General features: G+C 70.5%; 17 protein-coding genes and 1 riboswitch. Of the genes, 10 read left to right on the top strand and 7 right to left on the bottom strand.

Features of this window, described 5'->3' with window-relative positions; genetic code table 11:
- Positions 1-70 precede the first annotated feature (70 nt).
- On the bottom strand, positions 71-700 hold the full coding sequence (locus ACTWQN_RS30580; protein WP_443207079.1) for a TetR/AcrR family transcriptional regulator: 630 nt from the start codon (positions 698-700) through the stop codon (positions 71-73).
- A gap of 89 nt (positions 701-789) precedes the next feature.
- On the opposite strand from ACTWQN_RS30580, the gene ACTWQN_RS30575 reads away from it, so the two are divergent.
- The 6 genes from ACTWQN_RS30575 (at position 790) to lgt (ending at position 7383) form a co-directional block, all read left to right on the top strand.
- Entirely contained in the window at positions 790-2364 is a 1575-nt protein-coding gene (locus tag ACTWQN_RS30575; RefSeq protein WP_443207078.1) for an anthranilate synthase component I, read from the top strand.
- Positions 2342-2962 (top strand): Trp biosynthesis-associated membrane protein, encoded by a 621-nt coding sequence (locus tag ACTWQN_RS30570; RefSeq protein WP_443207077.1) that lies wholly within the window; start codon positions 2342-2344, stop codon positions 2960-2962. The genes ACTWQN_RS30575 and ACTWQN_RS30570 overlap by 23 nt, the downstream gene beginning before the upstream one ends.
- Positions 2963-3226: 264 nt before the next feature.
- The gene (gene trpC, locus ACTWQN_RS30565; protein WP_443207076.1) at positions 3227-4036 is read left to right on the top strand and encodes an indole-3-glycerol phosphate synthase TrpC; all 810 of its coding nucleotides are present in this window, start codon (positions 3227-3229) and stop codon (positions 4034-4036) included.
- Positions 4037-4106: 70 nt separating this feature from the next.
- Positions 4107-5381, top strand: coding sequence for a tryptophan synthase subunit beta (trpB, locus tag ACTWQN_RS30560; RefSeq protein ID WP_443207075.1), 1275 nt, complete (start codon positions 4107-4109; stop codon positions 5379-5381).
- The gene (gene trpA / locus ACTWQN_RS30555; protein WP_443207074.1) at positions 5378-6172 is read left to right on the top strand and encodes a tryptophan synthase subunit alpha; all 795 of its coding nucleotides are present in this window, start codon (positions 5378-5380) and stop codon (positions 6170-6172) included. The genes trpB and trpA overlap by 4 nt, the downstream gene beginning before the upstream one ends.
- Positions 6173-6330: 158 nt before the next feature.
- On the top strand, positions 6331-7383 hold the full coding sequence (gene lgt / locus ACTWQN_RS30550; protein ID WP_443207073.1) for a prolipoprotein diacylglyceryl transferase: 1053 nt from the start codon (positions 6331-6333) through the stop codon (positions 7381-7383).
- A 136-nt stretch (positions 7384-7519) separates the two neighbouring features.
- Here the strand turns inward: lgt and ACTWQN_RS30545 are convergent, their stop codons facing one another.
- Entirely contained in the window at positions 7520-8275 is a 756-nt protein-coding gene (locus ACTWQN_RS30545) for an IclR family transcriptional regulator (RefSeq protein ID WP_443207072.1), read from the bottom strand.
- A gap of 78 nt (positions 8276-8353) precedes the next feature.
- Here ACTWQN_RS30545 and asnB point away from each other — a divergent pair, with 78 nt between their 5' ends.
- On the top strand, positions 8354-9859 hold the full coding sequence (gene asnB / locus ACTWQN_RS30540; RefSeq protein WP_443207071.1) for an asparagine synthase (glutamine-hydrolyzing): 1506 nt from the start codon (positions 8354-8356) through the stop codon (positions 9857-9859).
- Positions 9860-9862: 3 nt separating this feature from the next.
- Here the strand turns inward: asnB and ACTWQN_RS30535 are convergent, their stop codons facing one another.
- From ACTWQN_RS30535 to ACTWQN_RS30520, 4 genes are all read right to left on the bottom strand, one after another.
- Positions 9863-10099, bottom strand: coding sequence for a helix-turn-helix transcriptional regulator (locus tag ACTWQN_RS30535; protein ID WP_443207107.1), 237 nt, complete (start codon positions 10097-10099; stop codon positions 9863-9865).
- 187 nt (positions 10100-10286) lie between these two features.
- Positions 10287-11060, bottom strand: a complete 774-nt coding sequence (locus ACTWQN_RS30530) for an ABC transporter ATP-binding protein (RefSeq protein ID WP_443207070.1) — start codon at positions 11058-11060, stop codon at positions 10287-10289.
- Positions 11061-11196: 136 nt separating this feature from the next.
- Positions 11197-12240 (bottom strand): FecCD family ABC transporter permease, encoded by a 1044-nt coding sequence (locus ACTWQN_RS30525; protein ID WP_443207069.1) that lies wholly within the window; start codon positions 12238-12240, stop codon positions 11197-11199.
- Positions 12237-13178 (bottom strand): ABC transporter substrate-binding protein, encoded by a 942-nt coding sequence (locus ACTWQN_RS30520; protein ID WP_443207068.1) that lies wholly within the window; start codon positions 13176-13178, stop codon positions 12237-12239. Before ACTWQN_RS30520 ends, ACTWQN_RS30525 begins: the two co-directional genes overlap by 4 nt.
- A 78-nt stretch (positions 13179-13256) precedes the next feature.
- Positions 13257-13389: riboswitch (cobalamin riboswitch) on the bottom strand.
- A 515-nt stretch (positions 13390-13904) separates the two neighbouring features.
- Between ACTWQN_RS30520 and gltB the strand changes: the two genes are divergently transcribed.
- From gltB to ACTWQN_RS30505, 3 genes are all read left to right on the top strand, one after another.
- Positions 13905-18455: a glutamate synthase large subunit gene (gltB, locus tag ACTWQN_RS30515; RefSeq protein WP_443207067.1), complete on the top strand. Its 4551-nt coding sequence runs from the start codon at positions 13905-13907 to the stop codon at positions 18453-18455.
- Positions 18448-19953 (top strand): glutamate synthase subunit beta, encoded by a 1506-nt coding sequence (locus ACTWQN_RS30510; protein ID WP_443207066.1) that lies wholly within the window; start codon positions 18448-18450, stop codon positions 19951-19953. Before gltB ends, ACTWQN_RS30510 begins: the two co-directional genes overlap by 8 nt.
- Positions 19954-20026: 73 nt before the next feature.
- Positions 20027-20665 (top strand): LysE family translocator, encoded by a 639-nt coding sequence (locus ACTWQN_RS30505; protein ID WP_443207065.1) that lies wholly within the window; start codon positions 20027-20029, stop codon positions 20663-20665.
- Between the two features lie 20 nt (positions 20666-20685).
- On the opposite strand, the gene ACTWQN_RS30500 is transcribed toward ACTWQN_RS30505, so the two are convergent.
- Positions 20686-22974 carry a HelD family protein gene (locus ACTWQN_RS30500; protein ID WP_443207064.1) on the bottom strand — a complete coding sequence of 763 codons (2289 nt, stop codon included), beginning with the start codon at positions 22972-22974 and terminating at the stop codon, positions 20686-20688.
- Positions 22975-23048: the final 74 nt, after the last annotated feature.

Raw genomic sequence — 23048 nt, 5'->3', positions numbered from 1 at the left:
GTGTCCAATTTTGGGGGAAATTGGGAAGTCGCCCACGGCGTGCCGGTTCCTGGCGGTGCTGCCGCCCGGGTCACCGGACGGGGGAGCCCAGGTCGCCGGTGAGGTAGCGCTGGAGGTTCGGGCCGATGGTGGCCACCACGACGTCGTGGTCGGCCGAGGCCAGCGGTTCCAAGCGGACCACGTAGCGGGCCATGCCGAGGCCCACGATCTGCGTCCCGCACAGCGCCGTCCGCAGCTCCGGCTGGTCCACGTCGAGCGCCTTGACCAGCCGGGTGAACAGGACGCTCTGGATGAACTCGCGCAGCATCCGCACCGCGTTCTCGTTGGTGGCGATGCTGCGCATCAGGGCCGCGAACTGGCCGCCGCCGACGTTGTCCCAGACGGTCAGGAACCGGTGCAGTAGCCGCTCGGCGAGCTGCTGCGGATCGCCTTCCAGCAGTTGCGGCACCACTTCGGCGGGGTTGATCGGGATGGACACCGCGGCAGTGAACAGGCCCTCCTTGCCGCCGAACCAGTGGTTGACCATCGCCGGGTCGACACCGGCCTTGCTGGCGATGGCTCGCACCGTGGCCGCGTCGTAACCCTGCTCGCTGAACACCTCGCGGGCGGCGTCCAGCAGCGCCGCCTTGGTATCGGCGCCGCTGCGCCGCCGCCCGCGGCGTTTCGGCTCGGTGCCGTTCGGGTCGATTCCACTGCTCACCCGCCCATCCTCGCCGCCCGGACGCGTCGAGGGCAAAGCGGTGCCTAGGTCCCGCGCAGGCCGTGACGGATGGGCGGCACAATGACGGCATGGTCGGCGACGGTGATATCGGCACTATCAGCCCTGGACGTGAGGAGTTCCGCGCCCTGGCGGCGGGCCGCCGGGTGATCCCGGTGGTGCGGCGGTTGCTCGCGGACGACGAGACCCCGCTCGGGGTGTACCGCAAGCTCGCCGGGGACCGCCCCGGAACGTTCCTCTTCGAGTCCGCCGAGAACGGTCGTTCCTGGTCGCGATGGTCCTTCGTGGGGGCGCGCAGCGCGGCGGCGCTGACCGCTCGCGACGGCCAGGCGCACTGGATGGGCACCCCGCCCGTCGGGCTGCCGGACAGCGGCGACCCGCTGCAGGCGCTGCGCGAGACGGTGCGGCTGCTGCACACCGACCCGCTGCCGGGTCTGCCGCCGCTGACCGGTGGCATGGTCGGCTACCTCGGCTACGACGCGGTCCGCAGGCTGGAGCGGCTGCCCGACCTGACCGAGGACGACCTGCAGATCCCCGAACTGGTGATGCTGCTGGCCACCGATCTGGCGGCGCTGGACCACCACGAGGGCACCATCACGCTGATCGCCAACGCGGTGAACTGGGACGACAGCCCCGAACGGGTGGACGCCGCCTACGACGACGCGGTGCGCCGACTGGACGTGATGACCGAGCAGCTGTGCACTCCGGCCGCGCCCACGGTCGCCGCCTTCTCCCGGCCGAATCCGCTGTTCGTGCGACGCCGCCAGCCCGACGAGCACTACGCCGCGGTGGAGAAGGCCAAGGAGGCGATCCGCGACGGCGAGGCGTTCCAGGTGGTGGTTTCGCAGCGCTTCGAGATGGCCACCAGCGCGGACGCCCTGGACATCTACCGGGTGCTGCGCACCACCAACCCGAGCCCGTACATGTACCTGCTGCGGCTGGAGGCGCCGGATGGCGGCACGCCGTTCGACATCGTCGGATCCAGCCCCGAATCGCTGGTCACGGTGCGCGACGGGCAGGCCACCACGCACCCGATCGCCGGGACCCGCTGGCGCGGCGCCGACGAGGACGAGGACGCGCTGCTGGAGAAGGAGCTCATCAACGACGACAAGGAACGCGCCGAGCACCTGATGCTCGTCGACCTCGGCCGCAACGACCTGGGCCGGGTCTGCAAACCGGGTTCGGTGCACGTCGTGGACTTCTTCCGCATCGAGCGCTACAGCCACGTCATGCACATCGTGTCCACCGTGACCGGCCAGCTCGCCGAGGGGCAGACGGCCTTCGACGCGATCGCCGCCTGCTTCCCGGCGGGCACGCTCTCCGGTGCGCCGAAACCGCGCGCGCTGGAGCTGATCGAGGAGTTGGAGCCGACCCGGCGCGCCCAGTACGGCGGCGTGGTGGGCTACCTGGACTTCGCCGGGGACGCCGACACCGCGATCGCGATCCGCACCGCCCTGGTGCGCGACGGCACGGCCTACGTGCAGGCCGGTGGCGGCATCGTGGCCGACTCCAATCCGGTCGCCGAGGACCAGGAATGCCTGAACAAGGCGCGCGCGGTGCTCAACGCGGTGGCGACGGCCGAGACGCTGTCGCGGCCGTCCAGCGCGCAGGTTGGGGAGCGGGTTGACCACCGAGCCGGAATCTGAGCCGGGCCCGCGGCCGGTGCGGTCGAAGGGGCTGCTGTGGATGGTGGTGCTGGTGGTGCTGATCGCCGCCGGAGCGCTCTGGGGCGCCAGCGCGCTGATCTGGGTCGGGCAGCGGTTCCGCACCCCGTTCGGCACCGAGGTCACGGCTGGCGTCACCGGCGCTGACCTGCGCCCGGAGCTGGTGCCGGTGGCGCTGGCGGCGCTGGCCGCCGTTGCCGCGGTGCTGGCGACCGGCGGCTTGCTGCGGCGGGTGGTCGGTGCGCTGGTGGTGATCGCCGGAGGTCTGCTGGCCTGGCGGGTCTACCAGCAGTTCAACTTCGGCTGGTTCGCGTACGGGACGGCCGGTAGCGTTCCGCCGGGCAGCACCCCGATCGGTCAGATGTCCACCCAGCCGGGTGGGCCGCTGCTGATGACCGCGGGTGCGGTGCTGCTGCTGGTCGCCGGACTGCTCGTGGTGTTCCGGGCGGGCCGGATGCCCGCGATGGGTGCGAAGTACTCGGCGCCGGGCACCGCGAAGCCGAAATCCCACGATCCGGACCGCCAGTTGTGGAACGAACTGGACGCGGGCCGGGATCCAACCGAGGACCAGGATCGTTGAAATTGCTTCAAGTTCGCCGAGCGGTGGAGAATCCTGTTCGGCGTGGGTCCGAACGGCCGCGCAACATCGTCACCAGGGACGAAGGTCCTTGCTGCGCTGGGACGTTGGGCTACCCCTTGGTGGGACCGATGGCCGGTGAGGTTTAGCATCGGCCATGCGACGGCACGGCGGGAAGGGGAGTGTCGTGATCGAGCGCAAGGAGTTCAGCTGCGCATCCAGCAGGTTTCAGCTCGATGTTCGGGGCACGGCTGGCGAGGTGTTCGCGTGACCGTTCTGGAATCCATCATCGAAGGCGTTCGCGAGGATCTGGCGGTCCGCGAATCCGCGATCCCCTTCGATGAGATCAAGTACCTGTCCGCTGCGGCAGCACCGCCGCACGATGTGCTCGCCGCGCTGCGCGCGCCGGGCGTTGGCGTGATCGCGGAAGTGAAGCGCCGCAGTCCGTCCAAGGGCGAGCTGGCCGAGATCAGCGAGCCGGCTGATCTGGCCGCCGACTACGCCGCTGCCGGGGCGCGCGTGATCAGCGTGCTCACCGAGCAGCGCCGCTTCGGCGGTTCGCTGACCGACTTCGACGCGGTGCGCGCCAGGGTCAACACGCCCCTGTTGCGCAAGGACTTCATCATCAGCCCGTACCAGGTGCACGAGGCCCGCGCGCACGGCGCGGACATGGTGCTGCTGATCGTGGCCGCGTTGGAGCAGAACGCGCTGGAAGCGTTGCTGGACCGGGTCGAGTCGCTGGGCATGACCGCACTGGTCGAGGTGCACACCGCCGAGGAGGCCGACCGGGCGCTGGAGGCCGGGGCGAAGGTCATCGGCATCAACGCGCGCAACCTGCACACCCTGGAGGTCGACCGCGACGTGTTCGGCCGGATCGCGCCGGGGTTGCCGCAGGAAATCCTCAAGATCGCCGAGTCAGGGGTTCGCGGGCCGAGCGACCTGATGGCCTACGCGGGTTCCGGTGCGGATGCCGTGTTGGTGGGTGAGGGCCTGGTGACCAGCGACAACCCCAAGACGGCCGTCACCCAGTTGGTGACCGCCGGATCGCATCCCGCGTGCCCGCGGCCGAGCCGGTAGCCGCCGGATCAGGCATCTTGGAGCTCAGCAGCACTGGCCGGGATCGGTGCCAGGCACAGGAGGTAAGGCAATGACCGTCGGGGCAGAGACCGCGCGCGCCCATCGGCCGGGCAGGCCCGTGCCGGAAGGGCACGATCCGGACGAGCGCGGGCACTTCGGTGCCTACGGCGGCCGGTTCATGCCGGAGGCGCTGATCGCGGCCCAGGACGAGTTGGCGGCCGAGTACGCCAAGGCGCAGAGCGATCCGCAGTACCTCGCCGAGCTCGACGACCTGCTGCGCAACTACGCAGGACGCCCGTCGCTGCTGACCGAGGCCAAGCGGTTCGGCGAGCACGCGGGCGGCGCGCGGATCTTGCTGAAGCGGGAGGACCTCAACCACACCGGCTCGCACAAGATCAACAACGTGCTGGGGCAGGCGCTGCTGGTCAAGCGGATGGGCAAGCGCCGGGTCATCGCCGAAACCGGCGCCGGACAGCACGGGGTGGCCACCGCGACCGCCTGCGCGCTGCTCGGCCTGGACTGCGTGATCTACATGGGCAAGGTGGACACCGAGCGGCAGGCCCTAAACGTCGCCCGGATGCGGCTGCTGGGCGCCGAGGTCATCCCAGTCCACACCGGCTCGGCCACCCTCAAGGACGCCATCAACGAGGCGCTGCGCGACTGGGTGACCAACGTCGAGCACACCCACTACCTGCTGGGCACCGCCGCGGGCGCGCACCCGTTCCCGATGATGGTGCGCAACTTCCACAAGGTCATCGGCGACGAAGCCCGTGAACAGGCGCTGGCGCTGACCGGTCGGCTGCCCGACGTGGTCGCCGCCTGCGTCGGCGGTGGCTCCAACGCCATCGGCATCTTCCACGGCTTCATCGACGACCCGGGCGTGCGGCTGGTCGGGTTCGAACCCGGCGGGCACGGCATCGCCACCGGCGAGCACGGCGCCACCCTCAGCGAAGGCACCCCGGGCACGCTGCACGGCGCCCGCTCCTACCTGCTGCAGGACGACGACGGCCAGGTCATCGAGGCCTACTCGATCTCGGCCGGGCTGGACTACCCGGGGGTGGGGCCCGAGCACTCCTACCTGAAGGACACCGGGCGCGCCGAGTACCGGTCGGTCACCGACGACGAGGCGATGCAGGCCTTCCGGCTGCTCTCCCGCACCGAGGGCATCATCCCGGCCATCGAGTCCGCGCACGCGCTGGCCGGTGCGCTCAAGCTCGGCCGGGAACTCGGCCCGGAGGCGATCATCCTGGTCAACCTCTCCGGGCGCGGCGACAAGGACATGGACACCGCGGCGAAGTACTTCGGGCTCGTCGACAGTGCCGGAGAACAGGAGGAGTCGCGGTGAACCTGCGCGAGGTTTTCCAGACCTGCCGGGAAGAGCAGCGGGCCGCCCTGATCGGTTACCTGCCCGCCGGGTATCCGACCGTCGAGGGCTCCAAGGAGCTGTTCACCGCGATGCTGACCGGCACCGACGGCTCGACAGGTTGCGACATCGTGGAGGTCGGCATCCCGTTCTCCGACCCGGTGATGGACGGCCCCACCATCCAGGCGGCCAGCGACAAGGCGCTGCGCGCCGGGTTCCGGCTGCGGGACGTCTTCGACGTGGTGTCCTCGATCGCCAACGCGGGCGGCCACGCCGTGGTGATGACCTACTGGAACCCGGTGCACCACTACGGTCCGGACGCCTTCGCCCGCGACCTCAAGGCGGCCGGTGGGCTCGGCGCGATCACCCCGGATCTGATCCCGGACGAGGGTGAGGACTGGATCGCCGCGACCGATGCGCACGGCCTGGATCGGATCTTCCTGGTCGCGCCGTCCTCGACGGAGGAGCGGCTGGCGCTGACCGCCAAGGCCAGCAGCGGCTTCGTCTACGCCACCTCGGTGATGGGCGTGACCGGCGCGCGCGAGAGCGTGGGCGCGGCGGCGGCCGGACTGGTGCAGCGCACCCGCGCGCACACCGACCTGCCGATCGGCGTCGGCCTCGGGGTGCGCTCCGGCGAGCAGGCCGCCGAGGTGGCCGGTTTCGCCGACGGCGTCATCGTCGGCTCCGCCTTCGTCACCCGCGCCGAGCAGGACGGCCCCGCCGGGGTCCGCGAGCTGACCGCTGAACTCGCCCGCGGCGTCCGCTCCCGCTGACAAGCGGATCTCCAGCCCCGCGTTACCCGTTCGGGTGAGAGGTGAAGGGCACCTTTTACCAACTTACTTGGCGAAAGGTGCCCTTCACCCCACCCGCAACCGGAGGTTCGGGTTGGGGGGTGCTTACCTTTGGTGGGGCGCCAGATACGGTATGCGGCGTGAGTGCCCCGGTCGCCGCCTCGGCGAATTCGTTCCTGGCGAACATCCCCAGCCCCAGCCAAGGGGTTTGGCACATCGGTCCGTTGCCGTTGCGTGCCTACGCGCTGTGCATCATCGCGGGCATCGTCGTGGCGGTTTGGTTGGGTAGCCGCCGTTGGGTGGCGCGTGGCGGTCGCGAGGGCACGGTCATCGACATCGCGGTGTTCGCGGTGCCGTTCGGGCTGGTGGGCGGTCGGCTCTACCACGTGGCCACCGACTGGCAGAAGTACTTCGGCCCGGACCGCAACCCGCTGGACGCCCTGAAGGTGTGGGAAGGCGGCCTGGGCATCTGGGGCGCGGTGGCGCTCGGTGCGCTCGGCGCCTGGATCGGCTGCCGCCGCCGTGGCGTGCCGCTGCCCGCGTTCGCCGACGCCGTGGCGCCCGGCATCGTCCTGGCGCAGGCCATCGGTCGGCTCGGCAACTGGTTCAACCAGGAGCTCTACGGCGGTCCGACGAACCTGCCGTGGGGGCTGGAGATCTACCGGCGCATCGACCCGGACACCGGGCTCGCCGATCCCATCGCCGGGGTGGCGCAGGACCACACGCCGATCGCCGTGGTGCATCCGACGTTCCTGTACGAGTTGCTGTGGAACGTGCTGGTCTGCGTGCTGGTCATCTGGGCGGACCGCAAGTTCCGGATGGGTCACGGCCGGGTGTTCGCGCTCTACGTCGCCGGCTACACCGCCGGACGGCTGTGGATCGAGATGATGCGCACCGACGACGCCACGCTCATCTTCGGCGTCCGCATCAACGTCTTCACCTCCGTGATCGTCTTCGCTGGCGCGGTGGTGTACCTGCTGCTGGTGCGCGGCAAGCGCGAAGATCCTGAACTGCTGCGCGGCAAGCCGATGCCCGGTGACGACGACACCGCGGCGACACCGGAGCCGTCCACGGACGCGGAGCCGGAGGCGACTGCGGCGACGACCGACGACGATGCCGGTGACGACGATGGCGGCGGCGGTGCACGCGCGGAAGCGCGCAGCGCCGACCACGGCAACACCGACAAGAGCTAGCTTCGTCTTCGCCACCAGAACGGGATTCCGTGCGGTTGTGGGCGATTTCGCGCGAAATCGCCCCTCGCTCCTCGTGAGGAGCGCTGATTTCGCGCGAAATCGCCAGCTCTGCCACGCGCAGCGGCGGGGTCTGAGGTCACGGCGCGCCGAGGGCGCGGGAGAGGCGTGTCGCGGCGTCGATGACGGCCGTGACGGCGGGTGCGCGGGCGTCCGGAGGTAGCCGGAAGGCCGGGGCGGAGACGTTGACCGCCGCCACCGTCGCGCCGCGGAAGTCGTGGACCGGGGCCGCGATCGCGACCAGCCCGGGCTCGGATTCCTCGATCGCCATGCCGTACCCGGCGGCTTGCTCGGCGCGCAGCCGGTCCAGCACGGCCGCTGTCGTCCGGGGTGCTCGCTCGGTGCCGGACAGCGGTTCGGGCTGCGCCGCCAGCAGCGTCCGCACCTCGTCCTGCGGTCGCCCGATCAGCAGCGCTCGCCCGCTCGCCGTGCAGTTCAGCGGTGAGAGCCGCCCGACCCACTCGTGCGCCTGCAGGGTTCGTCCCGAGCGCTCGGCCAGCACGGTCACCGCAGCGCTGCCGCTGAGCACCGTCAGATACGCCGCCTCGCCCAGGGTTCGCACGAGCCCCCGCAGCACCGGCGGCGCCTGTTGCAGCAGCCTGCTGTCGCTGGCCCCGCCCGCGAGCGCGAAGAGCTGCCAGCCCAACCGGTACTCCAGCGTTTCCGGGTCGCGTTCCACGAATCCGGACTCCGCCAGCACCTTCAGCGTGCGGGAGACCTGGGTCTTCTCCTTGCCCAGCGCCGCTGCCACGGCTTGCACCCGCAGCGGACCGGGGCCGAGCGCGCGCAGCACCTCCAGGGCTCGTTGGACGCTGCTCAAACTGTCGGTGGTCACGCTGACACTCTGCCAGCAGCGTGCGCATGGAGCAACTCGTGTTGCTATTTATGCCCTGGCTTTCTACGGTCGAATTCCATGTGCGGAATAGCTGCCATTTGCCACCACCCGACGGACCCGACCGCCGTTGGCGAGCGGATGCTCGCCGCGATCGCCCACCGCGGTCCGGACGACCGCGATCACTGGCGGGTTGGCGAGCGCTCCTGGCTCGGGCACACCCGGCTGTCGATCGTCGATCTCGACGGTGGGCGGCAGCCGCTGGGCGGGCCGGACCGCTGGGCGCTGGTCTGCAACGGCGAGATCTACAACCACATCGAGCTGCGCGAAAGCCTGGGCGAGCACGACTTCAACACCTCCTCGGACAGCGAAGCGGCCCTGGTTCTGCTGCGGCGGCACGGGCCAGCGGCACTGGACCGGCTGCAGGGGATGTGGGCGTTGTGCGCGGCCACCCCGGACGGCCGTTTCACCGCAGCCCGCGACCGGCTCGGCATCAAGCCGCTGTACTGGGCGAACGTTGACGGCGCGTACTACTTCGCGTCGGAACTGCGGGCCTTCCCGGCGGGCGTCCAGCACGCCGTCGAGACGTTCCCGCCGGGCTGCTGCTGGACCCCGGAGACCGGCCTGTTCCGCTTCGCCGACCCGGTGCCCGATCCCGCCGAGCTACCCGCCTGGGACGGGCTCTCCCCCGAAGTCGCCGAGAAGACGACCCGGGAGGTGGTGATCGACTCGGTCCGCCGACACCTGATGGCCGACGTCGAGGTCGGCGTGTTCCTCTCCGGCGGCCTCGACTCCAGCATCGTCGCCGCCATCGCGGCCGCCGAGTACGCCGCGACCGGCAAGCGGCTGCGAACCTTCGCGGTCGGTACCGCGGACTCGCCGGACCTGCTCGCCGCCCGCGCCGCGGCCGAGCACCTCGGCACCGAGCACCACGAGTCGATCTTCGACGCCGAACGGGCCATCGCCGCGCTGGACGACGTGATCGCCTCCGTCGAATCCTTCGACGCCAGCCTGATCCGCAGCGCGGTGCCCAACTGGTTCCTGGCCGAACTCGCCTCTCAGCACGTCAAAGCGGTGCTGACCGGGGAAGGCGCGGACGAGCTCTTCGCCGGGTACGGCTACTACCACCAGTCGCACGCCGAAGACCTCGCGCCGGAGCTCACCCGCACCATCGGCGCGCTCCACGGGCTCAACCTGCAGCGCTGCGACCGCGTCACCATGGCGCACGGCCTGGAGGCCCGCGTCCCGTTCCTGGACACCGACGTCGTCGCTCACGCGATGTCCCTGCCGCCCGAGATGAAGCTGCTCGAAGACGGCGTCGAGAAGGCTCACCTGCGTCGCGCGTTCACCGGCTGGTTACCCGAGGACCTGCTGTGGCGGCGCAAGCTCCAGTTCGGAACCGGCAGCGGAGCGCAAGACCTCCTCACGCCGTACTGGGAATCCCGGGTCACCGACGCCGAACTCGCCGAGGTGGGCGAGATCGCGCAGCTGCGCACCAAGGAAGAACTGGCCTACTACCGGGCCTTCCGCCGCGCCCTCCCGGCAGTCCGTCCCGAAGCGGTGCTGACCCGCTTCGCCACGTCCTGACCGTCAACGAGCGCCGAAGGAGACCGCGGTGCTCGGAGATCCCTTGGAGTTGGTGGTGTCCTGATGCGACGCCACCAACTCCAACCGAACATCGACCGCCCGCCCAAGCCGGTCCAGCAGATCGATGGTCGGCAGGCTGCCGCCGCTTTCCCACCGGGCCACCGAAGACTGCGTCGTGCCCATCCGCCGCGCGAGCTCGGTCTGCGTGAGTCCGGCCTTCGTGCGCAACCCGTACACCAGTCGCGCCAGCTCGAAAGCCAGCGAGGCTTCCGCGTAGGACTGGTCGTACTCGTCCTGGTCGACGATCGGGTTCTCACGCCGGATCTGAGCTGGGGCATCTCATGGCCTCCGGTCGTGCCGCATGGCTACGCCATTTCCCTCGTGTGCCCCGTTCGAGCGAGGCGGTGGCGAGGATGTGGATGACCCGTCAGTTCCGGATCGGGGCGATGACCGGGGAGCCGTCGGGGGTGTGCAGGACCGCCACCCGAGCCGTGTAGCGCTCGGCGAGGACCGCCGGGGTCAGGACTTCGACCGGGGTGCCCTCGGCGGCGACGCTGCCCGCGTCGAGCAGGAGCAGGCGTTCGGCGTACTGGGCGGCGAGCGTGAGGTCGTGCAACGTCATGACCACCGTGGTGCCCAGCTCCCGGCGCAGTTCGTCGATCAGGTCGAGCAGGGCTTGGGCGTGCCCGACGTCCAGGCCGGTGGTGGGTTCGTCGAGCAGCAGCACCCCGGTTCGTTGGGCCAGCGCGCGGGCCAGCACGGTGCGCTGGCGTTCGCCGCCGGACAGCGTCGCCAACGCGCGGTCCGCGAGTCGCGTGAGGTCCAGGCGCTCCAGCAACGAGCGCACCACGTCCAGGTCGGCCGGGCCCTCCCGGCCCAGCACACCGAGGTGCGGGGTCCGGCCCAGCAGCACGTAGTCGGTGACGGTCAGGCCGATCGGCAGCTGCGGGATCTGCGGTGCGTAGCCGACCGCGCGGGCGCGTTCGCGGTGCCGCAGCGCGGCCAGCGGGCGGCCGTCCACCAAGACCCGGCCCTGGTGGCGCACCAAGCCAGCGACGGCCTTCAACAACGTCGACTTGCCCGACCCGTTCGGCCCGATGATGCCCAACCAACCACCGGTGTCCACTGTGGTCGAAACGTCGAAAATCACGTTGCTGCGCCGATATCCGGCGGACAGCTCATGCACCTCCAACACGCTCACGCCAGTTCCGCCGCTCCGCGATTCACAGTGGTGGTCGCGTCCGGCTCAATCTCGCGTTTCGCGGTTTCTTGTGGCTGGCTTGCGTCACGGTCCCCTGAGGTGCGGTTGAGGAGAGCTGGGGTTGACACAGGGCTACTCATGCGCGCCTCCGGTGCAGCAGGATCGCGAAGAACGGGGCGCCGGTGAACGCCGTGATGACGCCGATCGGGATTTCGGCCGGGGCCAGCAGGGTCCGGGCCAGCATGTCCGCGATGACCAGGAACGCGCCGCCGAACAGCAGCGACAGCGGCACGATGATCCGGAAGCTGCCGCCGACCGCCAGCCGCACCAGGTGCGGCACCACCAGGCCGACGAACCCGATCAGCCCGGCGACCGACACCGCCGCCGCGGTGGCCAGCGATGCGGCGATCAGCACCAGTGCCCGCACCCGCCCCGGGTGCACGCCGAGCGCGGCGGCTTCCTCGTCGCCGGTGCCCAGCAGGTCCAGCAGCCGCGCGCAGGTCCACAGCACGGCCGCCGAGATCGCCAGGTACGGCAGCAGGACCAGCACTTCGCGCCAGCCGGTGGTGGTCAGCCGCCCCAAGATCCACATGTAGACCTGCTCCAGCGTCTCCACCCGCAGTTGCTGGACGAACGTCTGCCCGGCGGTGAGGAACGCGCCGACCGCCACCCCGGCCAGCACCAGCGTCGCGGTGTCCCGGCCCGCGGAGCGGCCGACCAGCCAGGTCAGTCCCACCCCGCCGAGCGCCCCGGCGAACGCCGCGAGCTGCACCGGCACGGGCGCCCCGGTCTGCGTCGAGCCGCTGATCACCAGGGTTGCGGCCAGTCCGGCGCCAGCGGCCGACCCCAGCAGGTAGGGATCGGCCAGCGGGTTGCGGAACACCCCCTGGAACGCCGCGCCGGAGACGGCCAGCGCGGCGCCGACGAGCACACCGAGCACCACCCTCGGCATCCGCAACTGCCACAGGATCGCCGCCTCCCGCTCGGAAAGCGGCGAGACACCGCCGGTGAGCTGCGCGACGATCTCCCCGAGTACCCGCTGCCAACCGAGCTCGGCAGCCCCGAGCAGCACCGACACCAGGACGCTCACCAGCAGCACGGCCACCCCGATCAGCAGGTGGCGGGGGCGCAGCTTGGTCTGCTTCAACGCCGCACGGGCCGGGCGGAGCTCGGCGGTCACCCCTGCTGCGCCTTGGCGACCCCGGCACCGATGGCCCGCACCAGGTCGACCACCCGCGGTCCCCAGCGGCCGGCGACGTCGTCGTCGAGTTCGATGATGTGGCCGCGACGCACCGCGTCGAGGGTGTCCCAGCCCGGTCGGGCCGCCACCGCCGCCGCGTTGACCTGGCAGCACTTCGCGTCCGCCACGAAGATCAGGTTCGGGTTGGCCTGCACGATGTGCTCGCCGGAGAGCTGCGGGAACTTCCCGCCGGCCGGATCGGCGATGTTGGCCAGCCCGAACAGCCCGTAGACGTTGCCGACGAAGCTCTGCGAGGTCGCGCTGTAGTAGTCGGGGCTGACCTCGTGGTAGTAGCTCAGCGGCTGCGGCGGTTTGGGCGTGCTGCGGACGATCTCGTCGACGTCCGACCGCATCCGGTCCACCAGTTGCGCGGCCTGCTTGGTGTGCCCGGTGGCTTGGCCGAGCACCTCGATCTGCCGGTACGCGTCGTCCAGCGTCGCCGCCGACGGGGTGAGCAGCGTCGGCACGTTGACCGTCTTCAGCCCATCGGCCAGCTGTGCGGCGTTGTCCGGTGCGATGACCAGGTCAGGAGTGCGCGCCCCGACGGTGGCGGCGTCCGCGGTGAGGCCGGAGAGGTCGGTGCGCGGCGCCTGCGGCGGGAAGTTGGAGAACTCGTCCACCGCGACGACCTGGTCCCCGGCGCCGATCGCGTACAGCGTCTCGGTGGCGGTTGGGGACAGCGAGACGATTCGCTTCGGTTGTTGCGCCAGTGTCACGGGAGGTTGACCGGGCAGTTCGACCTTGACCGGGAACGCCGAGGCCGGGTCCTCGGCCGGTGCTGTTGATTCGGAACGGGGGCGGGTGGCGCACGCGGTCACCCCGGCGAGCAGGGCCAGCGTGGCGAGCAGCAGCGCGGCGAGTCGGCGGAACCCGGTCATGTCTTCCCTACGTTCGGCCGGTGCGGTGGGCGCGGCCGAGCGGCCGACGCCGCACCCCTGCACCGGGAGTGGCGGACATCGACGCCACGCGCGAAGGCGACCTGGCTCGTGCCCGGCGGACCGGGCCATCGCAGTTGCGGCACAGCACCGGATTCGCACCGGTTTCGCTTGGCGCTGGCGTCCCGCGAGCACCCTGTCGCGGGTACTCTGAGCTGGAAAGATATCAGGAGAAGATCTCCCGCCCACGCCGCCGCGGGGTGTCTTGCGGCACGAGGGCTATACCGACCGCGACCCAGCGGTTAAATTTGACAGCGGACCGTGTCCAGCGGCGTGCGGTCGTCGGCGTGAAGAGTGCGCGTGAACAGGGAAGTGCGTTGTGCTCAACCGCGCTTCGGCGGCAGGCAGGCGGTGCTGACCGCATTCCGCCACGCACGCGGCACGACCACCCGAGGAGAACCGACCCACCACCGTCTCTAACCCATGCGAGTGCGTTACAACAAGATGGTCAGCATCACTCCCAGGGTGCTGCTTCTGGGTATCGCGGCTGTTAAAGTTCCCTGAACAACTCCGGTCGCAGCGAGCGGGCAGTCGCGCCCGAAAACTTCTGTCGAGTAACCGGAAGTCACCTGCGGGCCAGCGTCGTCCCGTGCCCAGAAGTCGTGAAGTCAGGTCGCCGAAATCGACCGACGGCTTCCAGCACGAGAAATGACGAGGGAGGTCTGCGCAGTGGTCTTCTCTGCTGTCCCGGCGGCCCAGGGGTTGTACGACCCGGCCGCGGAGCAGGATTCCTGCGGTGTCGCGATGGTCGCCGACATCCGCGGACGTCGTTCCCACGGCATCGTCGCCGACGCCCTGACGGCGTTGGCGAACCTGGAGCACCGGGGTGCGGCCGGTGCCGAGCCGACCAGCGGTGACGGTGCGGGCATCCTGATCCAGTTGCCCGACGAGCTGCTGCGTGCCGAAGCGGGCATCGGGTTGCCGACGCCGGATGCGGCCGGACGCAGCCGCTACGCGGCCGGGATGGCGTTCCTGCCCGCCGACGCCGAGCAGCGGCGCCGGGCGGTGGAGCTGGTGGAGCGGGTCGCCGCCGAGGAGAACCTGCGCGTGCTGGGCTGGCGCGATGTGCCGATCGCGCCGGAGAAGGCGGGCGTGGGCACCACCGCGTTGAAGTGCATGCCGCACTTCGCGATCCTGCTGGTCGCCGGGCACGGCGGCGAGGCCGGTATCGAGCTGGACCGGTTGGCGTTCTGCCTCCGCAAGCGCGCCGAGAAGGTGGCCGCGCAGCAGGGCATTGAGCTGTACTTCGCATCGCTTTCCAGCCGAACCCTGGTCTACAAGGGCATGTTGACCACCCAGCAGCTGCCCGCGTTCTTCCCCGACCTCGGCGATCAGCGGCTGGTCAGCGCGATCGCGTTGGTGCACAGCCGGTTCTCCACCAACACGTTCCCGTCGTGGCCGCTGGCGCACCCGTTCCGCTTCGTGGCGCACAACGGTGAGATCAACACGATTCGCGGCAACCGCAACCGGATGCGGGCCCGCGAGGCGCTGCTGACATCCGACCTGATCTCCGGCGATCTCGCCCGGCTGTACCCGATCTGCACCGACGGCGGCTCGGACTCCGCTTCCTTCGACGAGGTGCTGGAGCTGCTGCACCTGGGCGGCCGGAGCCTGCCGCACGCGGTGCTGATGATGGTCCCGGAGGCGTGGGAGAACCACGCCGAGATGGACCCCAAGCGCAAGGCGTTCTACCAGTTCCACGCCAGCCTGATGGAGCCGTGGGACGGCCCGGCCTGCGTCACCTTCACCGACGGCACGCTGGTCGGCGCGGTGCTGGATCGCAACGGGCTGCGCCCGGCCCGCTGGTGGCAGACCGCCGACGACCGGGTGGTGCTGGCCAGCGAGACCGGCGTGCTCAACCTCAAACCGGAAGAGGTGGTGGCCAAGGGCCGCCTGCAGCCGGGCCGGATGTTCCTGATCGACACGGCGCAGGGCCGCATCGTCGACGACGAGGAGATCAAGTCCGACCTCGCCGAGGGCAACGCCTACGACGAGTGGCTGCACGCCGGGCTGCTCAACATCGACGAAATGCCGGACCGCGAGCACGTGGTGCAGAGCCACGAGTCGGTGGTGCGCCGCCAGTTGACGTTCGGCTACACCGAGGAGGAGCTCAGCCTGCTGCTGGCGCCGATGGCCACCGGTGGCGGCGAGCCGCTGGGGTCGATGGGCTCGGACACCCCGCCGGCGCCGCTGTCGCAGCGCTCCCGGATGCTCTACGACTACTTCGTGCAGCAGTTCGCGCAGGTCACCAACCCGCCGCTGGATGCGATCCGGGAAGAGATCGTCACCTCGGTGGCGCGCATCATGGGCCCGGAGCAGAACCTGCTGGAGCCCTCGGCGGTGTCCTGTCGGCACATCGTGCTGCCCAACCCCGTGATCGACAACGACGAGCTGGCCAAGCTCATCCACGTCAACGACGACGGCGACCTGCCGGGGTTCGCCTCCGCGGTGCTGTCCGGTCTGTACGAAGTGGACGGTGGCGGCGAGGCGCTGGCGGCGGCCATCGAGCGGGTCCGCCAGGAGGCTTCCGAGGCGATCGACGCCGGGGCGCGCGTGCTGGTGCTCTCCGATCGCGACTCGGACCACCAGCTGGCACCGATCCCGTCGCTGCTGCTGGTCTCGGCGGTCCACCAGCACCTGGTGCGGACCAAGGAGCGGTTGCGCGTCGCGCTGGTGGTGGAAAGCGGCGATGCCCGCGAGGTGCACCACGTGGCCGCGCTGCTCGGCTACGGCGCCGCGGCGGTCAACCCGTACCTGGCGTTCGAGACCATCGAGGACATGATCACCACCGGGCAGATCACCGGTACCCGGACGAAGGTGGCGATCCGCAGCTACGTGCAGGCGCTGGTCAAGGGCGTGCTGAAGGTGATGTCCAAGATGGGCATCTCCACCGTCGGCGCCTACACCGCCGCGCAGGTCTTCGAGGCCGTCGGGCTCTCCGAGCAGCTCGTCGACGAGTACTTCGAAGGCACCACCTCGAAGCTCGGCGGTGTCGGGCTGGACGTGCTGGCCGAGGAGGTCGCGCAGCGGCACCGCCGCGCCTACCCGGACAACCCGACCGACCGGGTGCACCGCAAGCTGGAGATCGGCGGCGACTACGTCTACCGGCGCGAGGGCGAGTTGCACCTGTTCACACCGGAGACGGTGTTCCTGCTGCAGCACGCCACCAAGACCGGCAGGTACGACGTGTTCCGCAAGTACACCGCGGAATGCGACCGGCTTTCCACCGAGGGCGGCACGCTGCGCGGTCTGTTCAAATTGGACAGTGGCCGGGCGCCGATCGACATCGACGAGGTCGAGCCGATCTCGGAGATCATGAAGCGGTTCTCCACCGGCGCGATGAGCTACGGCGCGATCTCCGCGGAGGCGCACGAGACGCTGGCGATCGCGATGAACCGGATCGGCGGCAAGTCGAACTCCGGGGAGGGCGGCGAGGACGTCGACCGGCTCTACGACCCGCAGCGCCGCTCGGCGGTCAAGCAGGTCGCCAGCGGCCGCTTCGGCGTCACCAGCGAGTACCTGGTCAACGCCAGCGACATCCAGATCAAGATGGCGCAGGGCGCCAAGCCGGGTGAAGGCGGTCAGCTGCCCGCGCACAAGGTGTACCCGTGGATCGCCAAGACCCGGCACTCCACGCCGGGGGTGGGGCTGATCTCCCCGCCGCCGCACCACGACATCTACTCGATCGAAGACCTGGCGCAGCTGATCCACGACCTGAAGAACGCCAACGAGCACGCCCGCGTGCACGTCAAGCTGGTCTCCGAGATCGGTGTCGGCACGGTCGCCGCGGGCGTTTCCAAGGCGCACGCCGACGTGGTGCTGATCTCCGGCCACGACGGCGGAACCGGGGCCGCGCCGCTGACGTCGCTGAAGCACGCTGGCACGCCGTGGGAGGTCGGGTTGGCCGAGACGCAGCAGACGCTGCTGCTCAACGGCCTGCGCGACCGGATCGCGGTGCAGGTCGACGGCGGTTTCAAGACCGGTCGCGACGTGGTCATCGCCGCGTTGCTGGGCGCCGAGGAGTACGGCTTCGCCACCGCGCCGCTGGTGGTCGAGGGCTGCGTGATGATGCGCGTGTGCCACCTCGACACCTGCCCGGTCGGGGTCGCCACCCAGAACCCGGAGCTGCGCGAGCGCTACACCGGCCAGGTCGACCACGTGGTGAACTTCTTCGAGTTCATCGCCCAGGAAGTGCGCGAATACCTGGCGCAGCTCGGGTTCCGCACCCTGGACGAGGCCATCGGGCAGGTTTCCGCGCTGGGCACCGATGCGGCGCTGGCGCACTGGAAGGCCCGCGGCCTGGACCTGAGCCCGGTGTTCGCCGAGCCGCAGACCCCGTACTCGCCGGTGCGGCGCCGGGTCCGCGAGCAGGACCACGGCCTGGACCACGCGCTGGACCGGACGCTCATCCAGCTCGCCGAGGCGGCGTTGGAGGACGCCCGCCCGGTGCGGCTGCAACTGCCGGTGCGCAACGTCAACCGCACCGTCGGCACCCTGCTGGGCGCCGAGGTCAGCCGCCGCTACGGCGGTGAGGGCCTGCCGTCGGACACCATCCGCGTCGAGCTGGAGGGCTCGGCCGGGCAGTCGTTGGGCGCGTTCCTGCCGCCCGGCGTCACGCTGGACATGATCGGCGACGCCAACGACTACGTCGGCAAGGGCCTCTCCGGCGGCCGGATCATCGTGCGCCCGCACCCGGACTCGGCTTTCGCCGCCGAGGACCAGGTGATCGCGGGCAACGTGATCTGCTACGGCGCGACCAGCGGTGAGATCTTCCTGCGCGGCAAGGTCGGCGAGCGGTTCTGCGTGCGCAACTCCGGTGCCATCGCGGTCGCCGAGGGCGCCGGTGACCACGCCTTCGAGTACATGACCGGCGGTCGCGCGGTGGTGCTCGGCCGCACCGGCCGCAACGTGGGCGCCGGGATGTCCGGAGGCATCGCCTACGTGCTGGACCTGGACCCGGTGCGGGTGAACACCGCGATGGTGGACTTGCAGCGGCCCAGCGCCAAGGAGCTGAAGTGGCTGCACGAGATCGTGCGGCAGCACCACGAACTGACCGGCTCGGCGGTGGCGGCTTCGCTGCTCGGCGACTGGCCGCGGCGCTCGGCGGCGTTCACCAAGGTGATGCCGCGCGACTACCAGCGCGTCCTGGACGCCATGCGGATGGCCAGGATCGAAGGCCGGGACGTGGACGAGGCGATCATGGAGGCTTCCCGTGGCTGACCCGAGGGGATTTCTGAAGTACTCGCGGGCCGATGCCCCCAAGCGCCCCACCGACGAACGGCTGGGCGACTGGCACGAGGTCTACGCCGAACTGTCCAAGGAGGACCGCAACGACCAGGTGTCGGCGCAGGCCGCGCGGTGCATGGACTGCGGTATCCCGTTCTGCCATTCGGGTTCGGCCGGTTGCCCGCTGGGCAACCTGATCCCGGAGTGGAACAACATGGTGCGCCGCGGCCGGTGGCGCGACGCCAGCGAGCGGCTGCACGCCACCAACAACTTCCCGGAATTCACCGGGAAGTTGTGCCCCGCGCCGTGCGAAGCCGGTTGTGTGCTGGCCATTTCGCCGGAGGCCGGTGGCGCGGTGGCCATCAAGCGGGTCGAGGAAACGATCGCCGAGGTCAGCTGGGAGAACGAGTACGTCACCGCCCAGGTGGCCGAGGTGCACACCGGCAAGCGGGTGGCCGTGGTCGGCTCCGGGCCGGGCGGGCTGGCCGCAGCGCAGCAGCTGACCCGAGCTGGCCACGAGGTGACGGTGTACGAGCGCGACGACCGCATCGGCGGCCTGCTGCGCTACGGCATCCCCGCGTTCAAGATGGAGAAGTCCGTACTGGACCGGCGGTTGGCGCAGATGCGGACCGAGGGCACCAGGTTCATCACCGGCTGCGAGGTCGGCGTCGACCTCACCGTCGAGGACCTGCGCGCCGGTTACGACGCCGTGGTGCTCGCGGTGGGCGCGCTGCGCGGCCGCGACGACCGCACGATCGCGGGCCGCGACCTCAAGGGCGTGCACCTGGCCATGGATCACCTGGTGCTGGCGAACAAGGAGTGCGAGGGCGACGGCCCGACGTCGATTTCGGCGCGGGGCAAGCACGTGATCGTCCTCGGCGGCGGCGACACGGGTGCCGACTGCTACGGCACCGCGACCCGGCAGGGCGCGCTTTCGGTGACGCAGCTGGACAACTACCCGCAGCCGCCGACGACCCGCGACGACGACCTCTCGCCGTGGCCCACCTGGCCGTACATCCTGCGCACCTACCCGGCGCACGAGGAGGCCGGGGAGCGGAAGTTCGCGGTGGCGATCGAGTCGTTCGCCGGGGACGACGAGGGCAACGTGCGCGCTGTGCGGCTGCGCGAGGTGCGGGTGCAGCGCGACGCGGCGGGGCGGCGGCAGATCGTCCCGGTGTCCGACGAGGTGACGGAACTGCCCTGCGACCTGGCGCTGCTGGCGATCGGTTTCGACGGTGTCGAGCAGATGCCGCTGGTCGACGGGCTGGGCATCGAGTTGACCAGGCGCGGCACCATCGGATGCGGCTCGAACTGGGAGACCGCGGCGCCGGGCGTGTTCGTCTGCGGCGACGCCCACCGCGGCGCGTCCCTGGTGGTGTGGGCGATCGCGGAGGGCCGCTCGGTGGCCAACGCGGTCGACACCTACCTCACCGGTGACTCCCAGCTCCCGTCCCCGGTCCACCCGACGGCCCTTCCCCTCGCGGTCGCCTGACCGCTTGGCGGCGGTCATCGCCGGTCGGAAAATGCGCTTCGGGCCCGAGCAGTCGTTGTGGTTACATGGCTTCGTGGTTCCCATTGACCGGCTGCTCGCGTTCGCGGCCATGTCGTTCCTGCTGATCGTGATCCCAGGCCCGAGCGTGCTGTTCGTGATCGGGCGCGCGCTGGCGCACGGCCGCCGTGCCGCGCTGACCACGGTCGTGGGGAACACGCTCGGGGCCTACGCGCTCGTCGTCGCCGTCGCGTTCGGAGTCGGCGCCGTCGTCGAGCGGTCGGCCCTGGCGTTCAACGCGCTGAAGCTGGTGGGCGCGGCGTACCTGGTGTACCTGGGCGTGAAGGCGATCCGGCAGCGCGGGTCGCTGCACGCCGCGTTCACCGGTGACGGTCCCGCGCACGGCAGCCTGCGCACGTTGTGGGAGGGGTTCGCGGTCGGCGTCGCCAACCCCAAGACCATCGTGTTCTTCGCCGCCGTGCTGCCGCAGTTCGTCGACCGAGATCAGGGCCACGTGGCGGTTCAGATGCTGCTGCTGGGCGTGGTCTTCAACGTCATCGCGGTGGCCTCGGACAGCGTGTGGGGGCTGGCCGCGGCCACCGCGCGGAACTGGTTCGCCCGCTCACCGAGGCGACTCGCCATGGTCGGCGGGGTCGGTGGGCTCACCATGATCGGCCTGGGTGTCACGGTCGCCGTGACAGCCCGCAAGGACTAGGCCCATTCCGCGATGTGCCGTCAGATGCTCCGCAGGACTGGTGGGAGCCCGTCGGGGTGCACGATGCCGAGGCGCTGGGTGGCGCGGGTCAGCGCCACGTAGAGGTCGTTCAGGCCGCGTTCGGAGTCGTCGACGATGGTGGCCGGGTCGATCACCACGACCGAGTCGAACTCCAGACCTTTGGCCTGGTCGACGGTGAGCAGCACGGCCGGGGATTCCAGATCGTCGGGTTGGGTGCCGACCACCGCGTCGGGCAGCGCATCCGCCAGCCGCGGGCCGAGTTCGGCCAGCAGCTCCGGCGGCAGCAGTACCGCCAGGCGGCCTTCCCCGACCTCGCGCAGTTCGTCGGTGACCACGCTCGGCAGCACGGCGGCTAGGTCGGCCGTCGGGACCTGGCGGGTCCACGGCTGGTGGCCGCTGGTGCGCACCGATCGCGGGAGCGCCAGGTCGGTGTCCATTTCGGACAGCACGTCGGCCGCGATGGCCATGATCTCGGCCGGGGTGCGGTAGTTGACGGTCAGCTCCACCAGTTTCCAGCGGTCCTGCACGTACGGGTGCAGCACCTCGTGCCAGGACCGGGCACCGGCCAGCGCGCCGGTCTGCGCGACGTCGCCGACCAGCGTCATCGACCGGCTCGGGCAGCGCCGCATCAGCACCCGCCACGCCATCGCGGACAGTTCCTGCGCCTCGTCGACGATGACGTGCCCGAAGGTCCAGGTGCGGTCTTCGGCGGCGCGTTCGGCCGCGGTCAGGTCGCTGCTGGCGCGGAACCGATCGGCCAGCAGTTCGGCGTCGAGCACGTCGGAAACCCGCAGCCGTTCCTCGTCGGCGAGTTCCTCGTCCTGCTCCATGATGTGCAGAACGCCTTGCGCGTAGGCGAGTTCCTCGCGTTCCTGGCGTTCGCGCTCGGCCCGCGCCTGGGCGTCGTCCACGCCGAGCAGTTCGGCGAGTTCGTCCAGCAGCGGCACATCGCTGGGCGTCCAGGCAGTGCCCGGCAAGCGCAGCAGTTCGTCGCGTTCGGCGTCGTCGAGGTGCTTGCGGGTTGCGGTGGTCAGCCGCTGCGGCGAACTCAGCAAGTCGTCCAGGAGTTCCTGCGGGGTGATCTCCGGCCACAGTTCTTCGAGCGTCTTGCCGACCACCGCATCGGCGCGCAGTTCGCGGTTGATGTCGTCGAGGTCGCGGCGATCGAGCAGGTCACGACCGAGCCGGTCGGCGACCTGCATGGTCAGCGCGGCGAACATCTCGTCGCGGAAGATCCGCCGAGCGCGGTTGTGCGGCTTGCGGGACCGGCGGGCCCGGGTGCGGGCCTGGGTCGCGGTGTGCCGGTCGATGCGCAGCGCCTCGCGATCGAAGGTGATCTCGGTGTAGTCCTCGGGCACCCGCTGCCGGTCGCGGACCGCGGCGCCGAGCACGTCCACCATGCTCGCCCGCCCCTTGATCTCCGCGGCCCGCGCGGATTCGCCGCCGGTGGCGGTGATCCCCGGATACAGACCGCCCACAGTGGACAGCAGCACGCCGGTCTCGCCGAGCGAGGGCAGCACCTGCCCGATGTAGCGCAGGAAGGTCGGGTTCGGGCCGACGACCAGCACACCGCGCTTGGACAGCTGTTCGCGGAAGGTGTAGAGCAGGAAGGCCGCGCGGTGCAGCGCGACGGCGGTCTTGCCGGTGCCGGGGCCGCCCTGCACCACCAGCACGCCGTTCATCCCGGCGCGGATGATGCGGTCCTGCTCGGCCTGGATGGTGGCGACGATGTCCTGCATCTGCCCGGTGCGGCGGGCGTCGAGCCGGGCCAGCAGGGTCGCTTCCCCGGCCAGACCAAGGTTGCCGCCCTCTTCGGCGGCGTCGAGGTCGAGCACCTCGTCCTCGTAGTCCAGCACCTTCCGCCAGCTGGTGCGCAGGTGCCGTCGGCGCCGAACACCGTCCCGCGCGGCGGCGGTGGCCAGGTAGAACGGCCGCGCGGCGGGGGCGCGCCAATCCAGCAGCAGCGGTTCGTACTCGTTGTCCTCGTCGAACAACCCGAGCCGACCGACGTGGAACGTCTCGCCGCTGTCCAGATCCAGCCGCCCGAAGCACATCCCGTGTTCCACGGCGCTGAGCTGGGTCAGCTTGTCGGTGTACATGCGGGTGGAGATGTCGCGCTCGGTGCGCGCCTGCGGCGGACCACCGCTGTCCCGCAGCGTTTCCTTCAGCCGCTGCGTCGTTTCCTGCCGCAGCGCATCCAGCTTCGCGTAGAGCATGGCGAGGTACTGCTGCTCGGCTGCGATCTCCTGCGCGCGGACGGCATCCCGATCGGCTCGGGCATTCGACAATTGCGCCACCTTGTACCAGAGACAGGTCAGGGAAAGCCCACATCGGGGCCCGACCCGCCAATATACCGCGCGCG

The sequence above is a fragment of the Saccharopolyspora antiqui genome, assembly GCF_052246905.1.
GTDB lineage: Bacteria > Actinomycetota > Actinomycetes > Mycobacteriales > Pseudonocardiaceae > Saccharopolyspora.
This window is presented reverse-complemented; position numbering and strand designations above follow the sequence as displayed.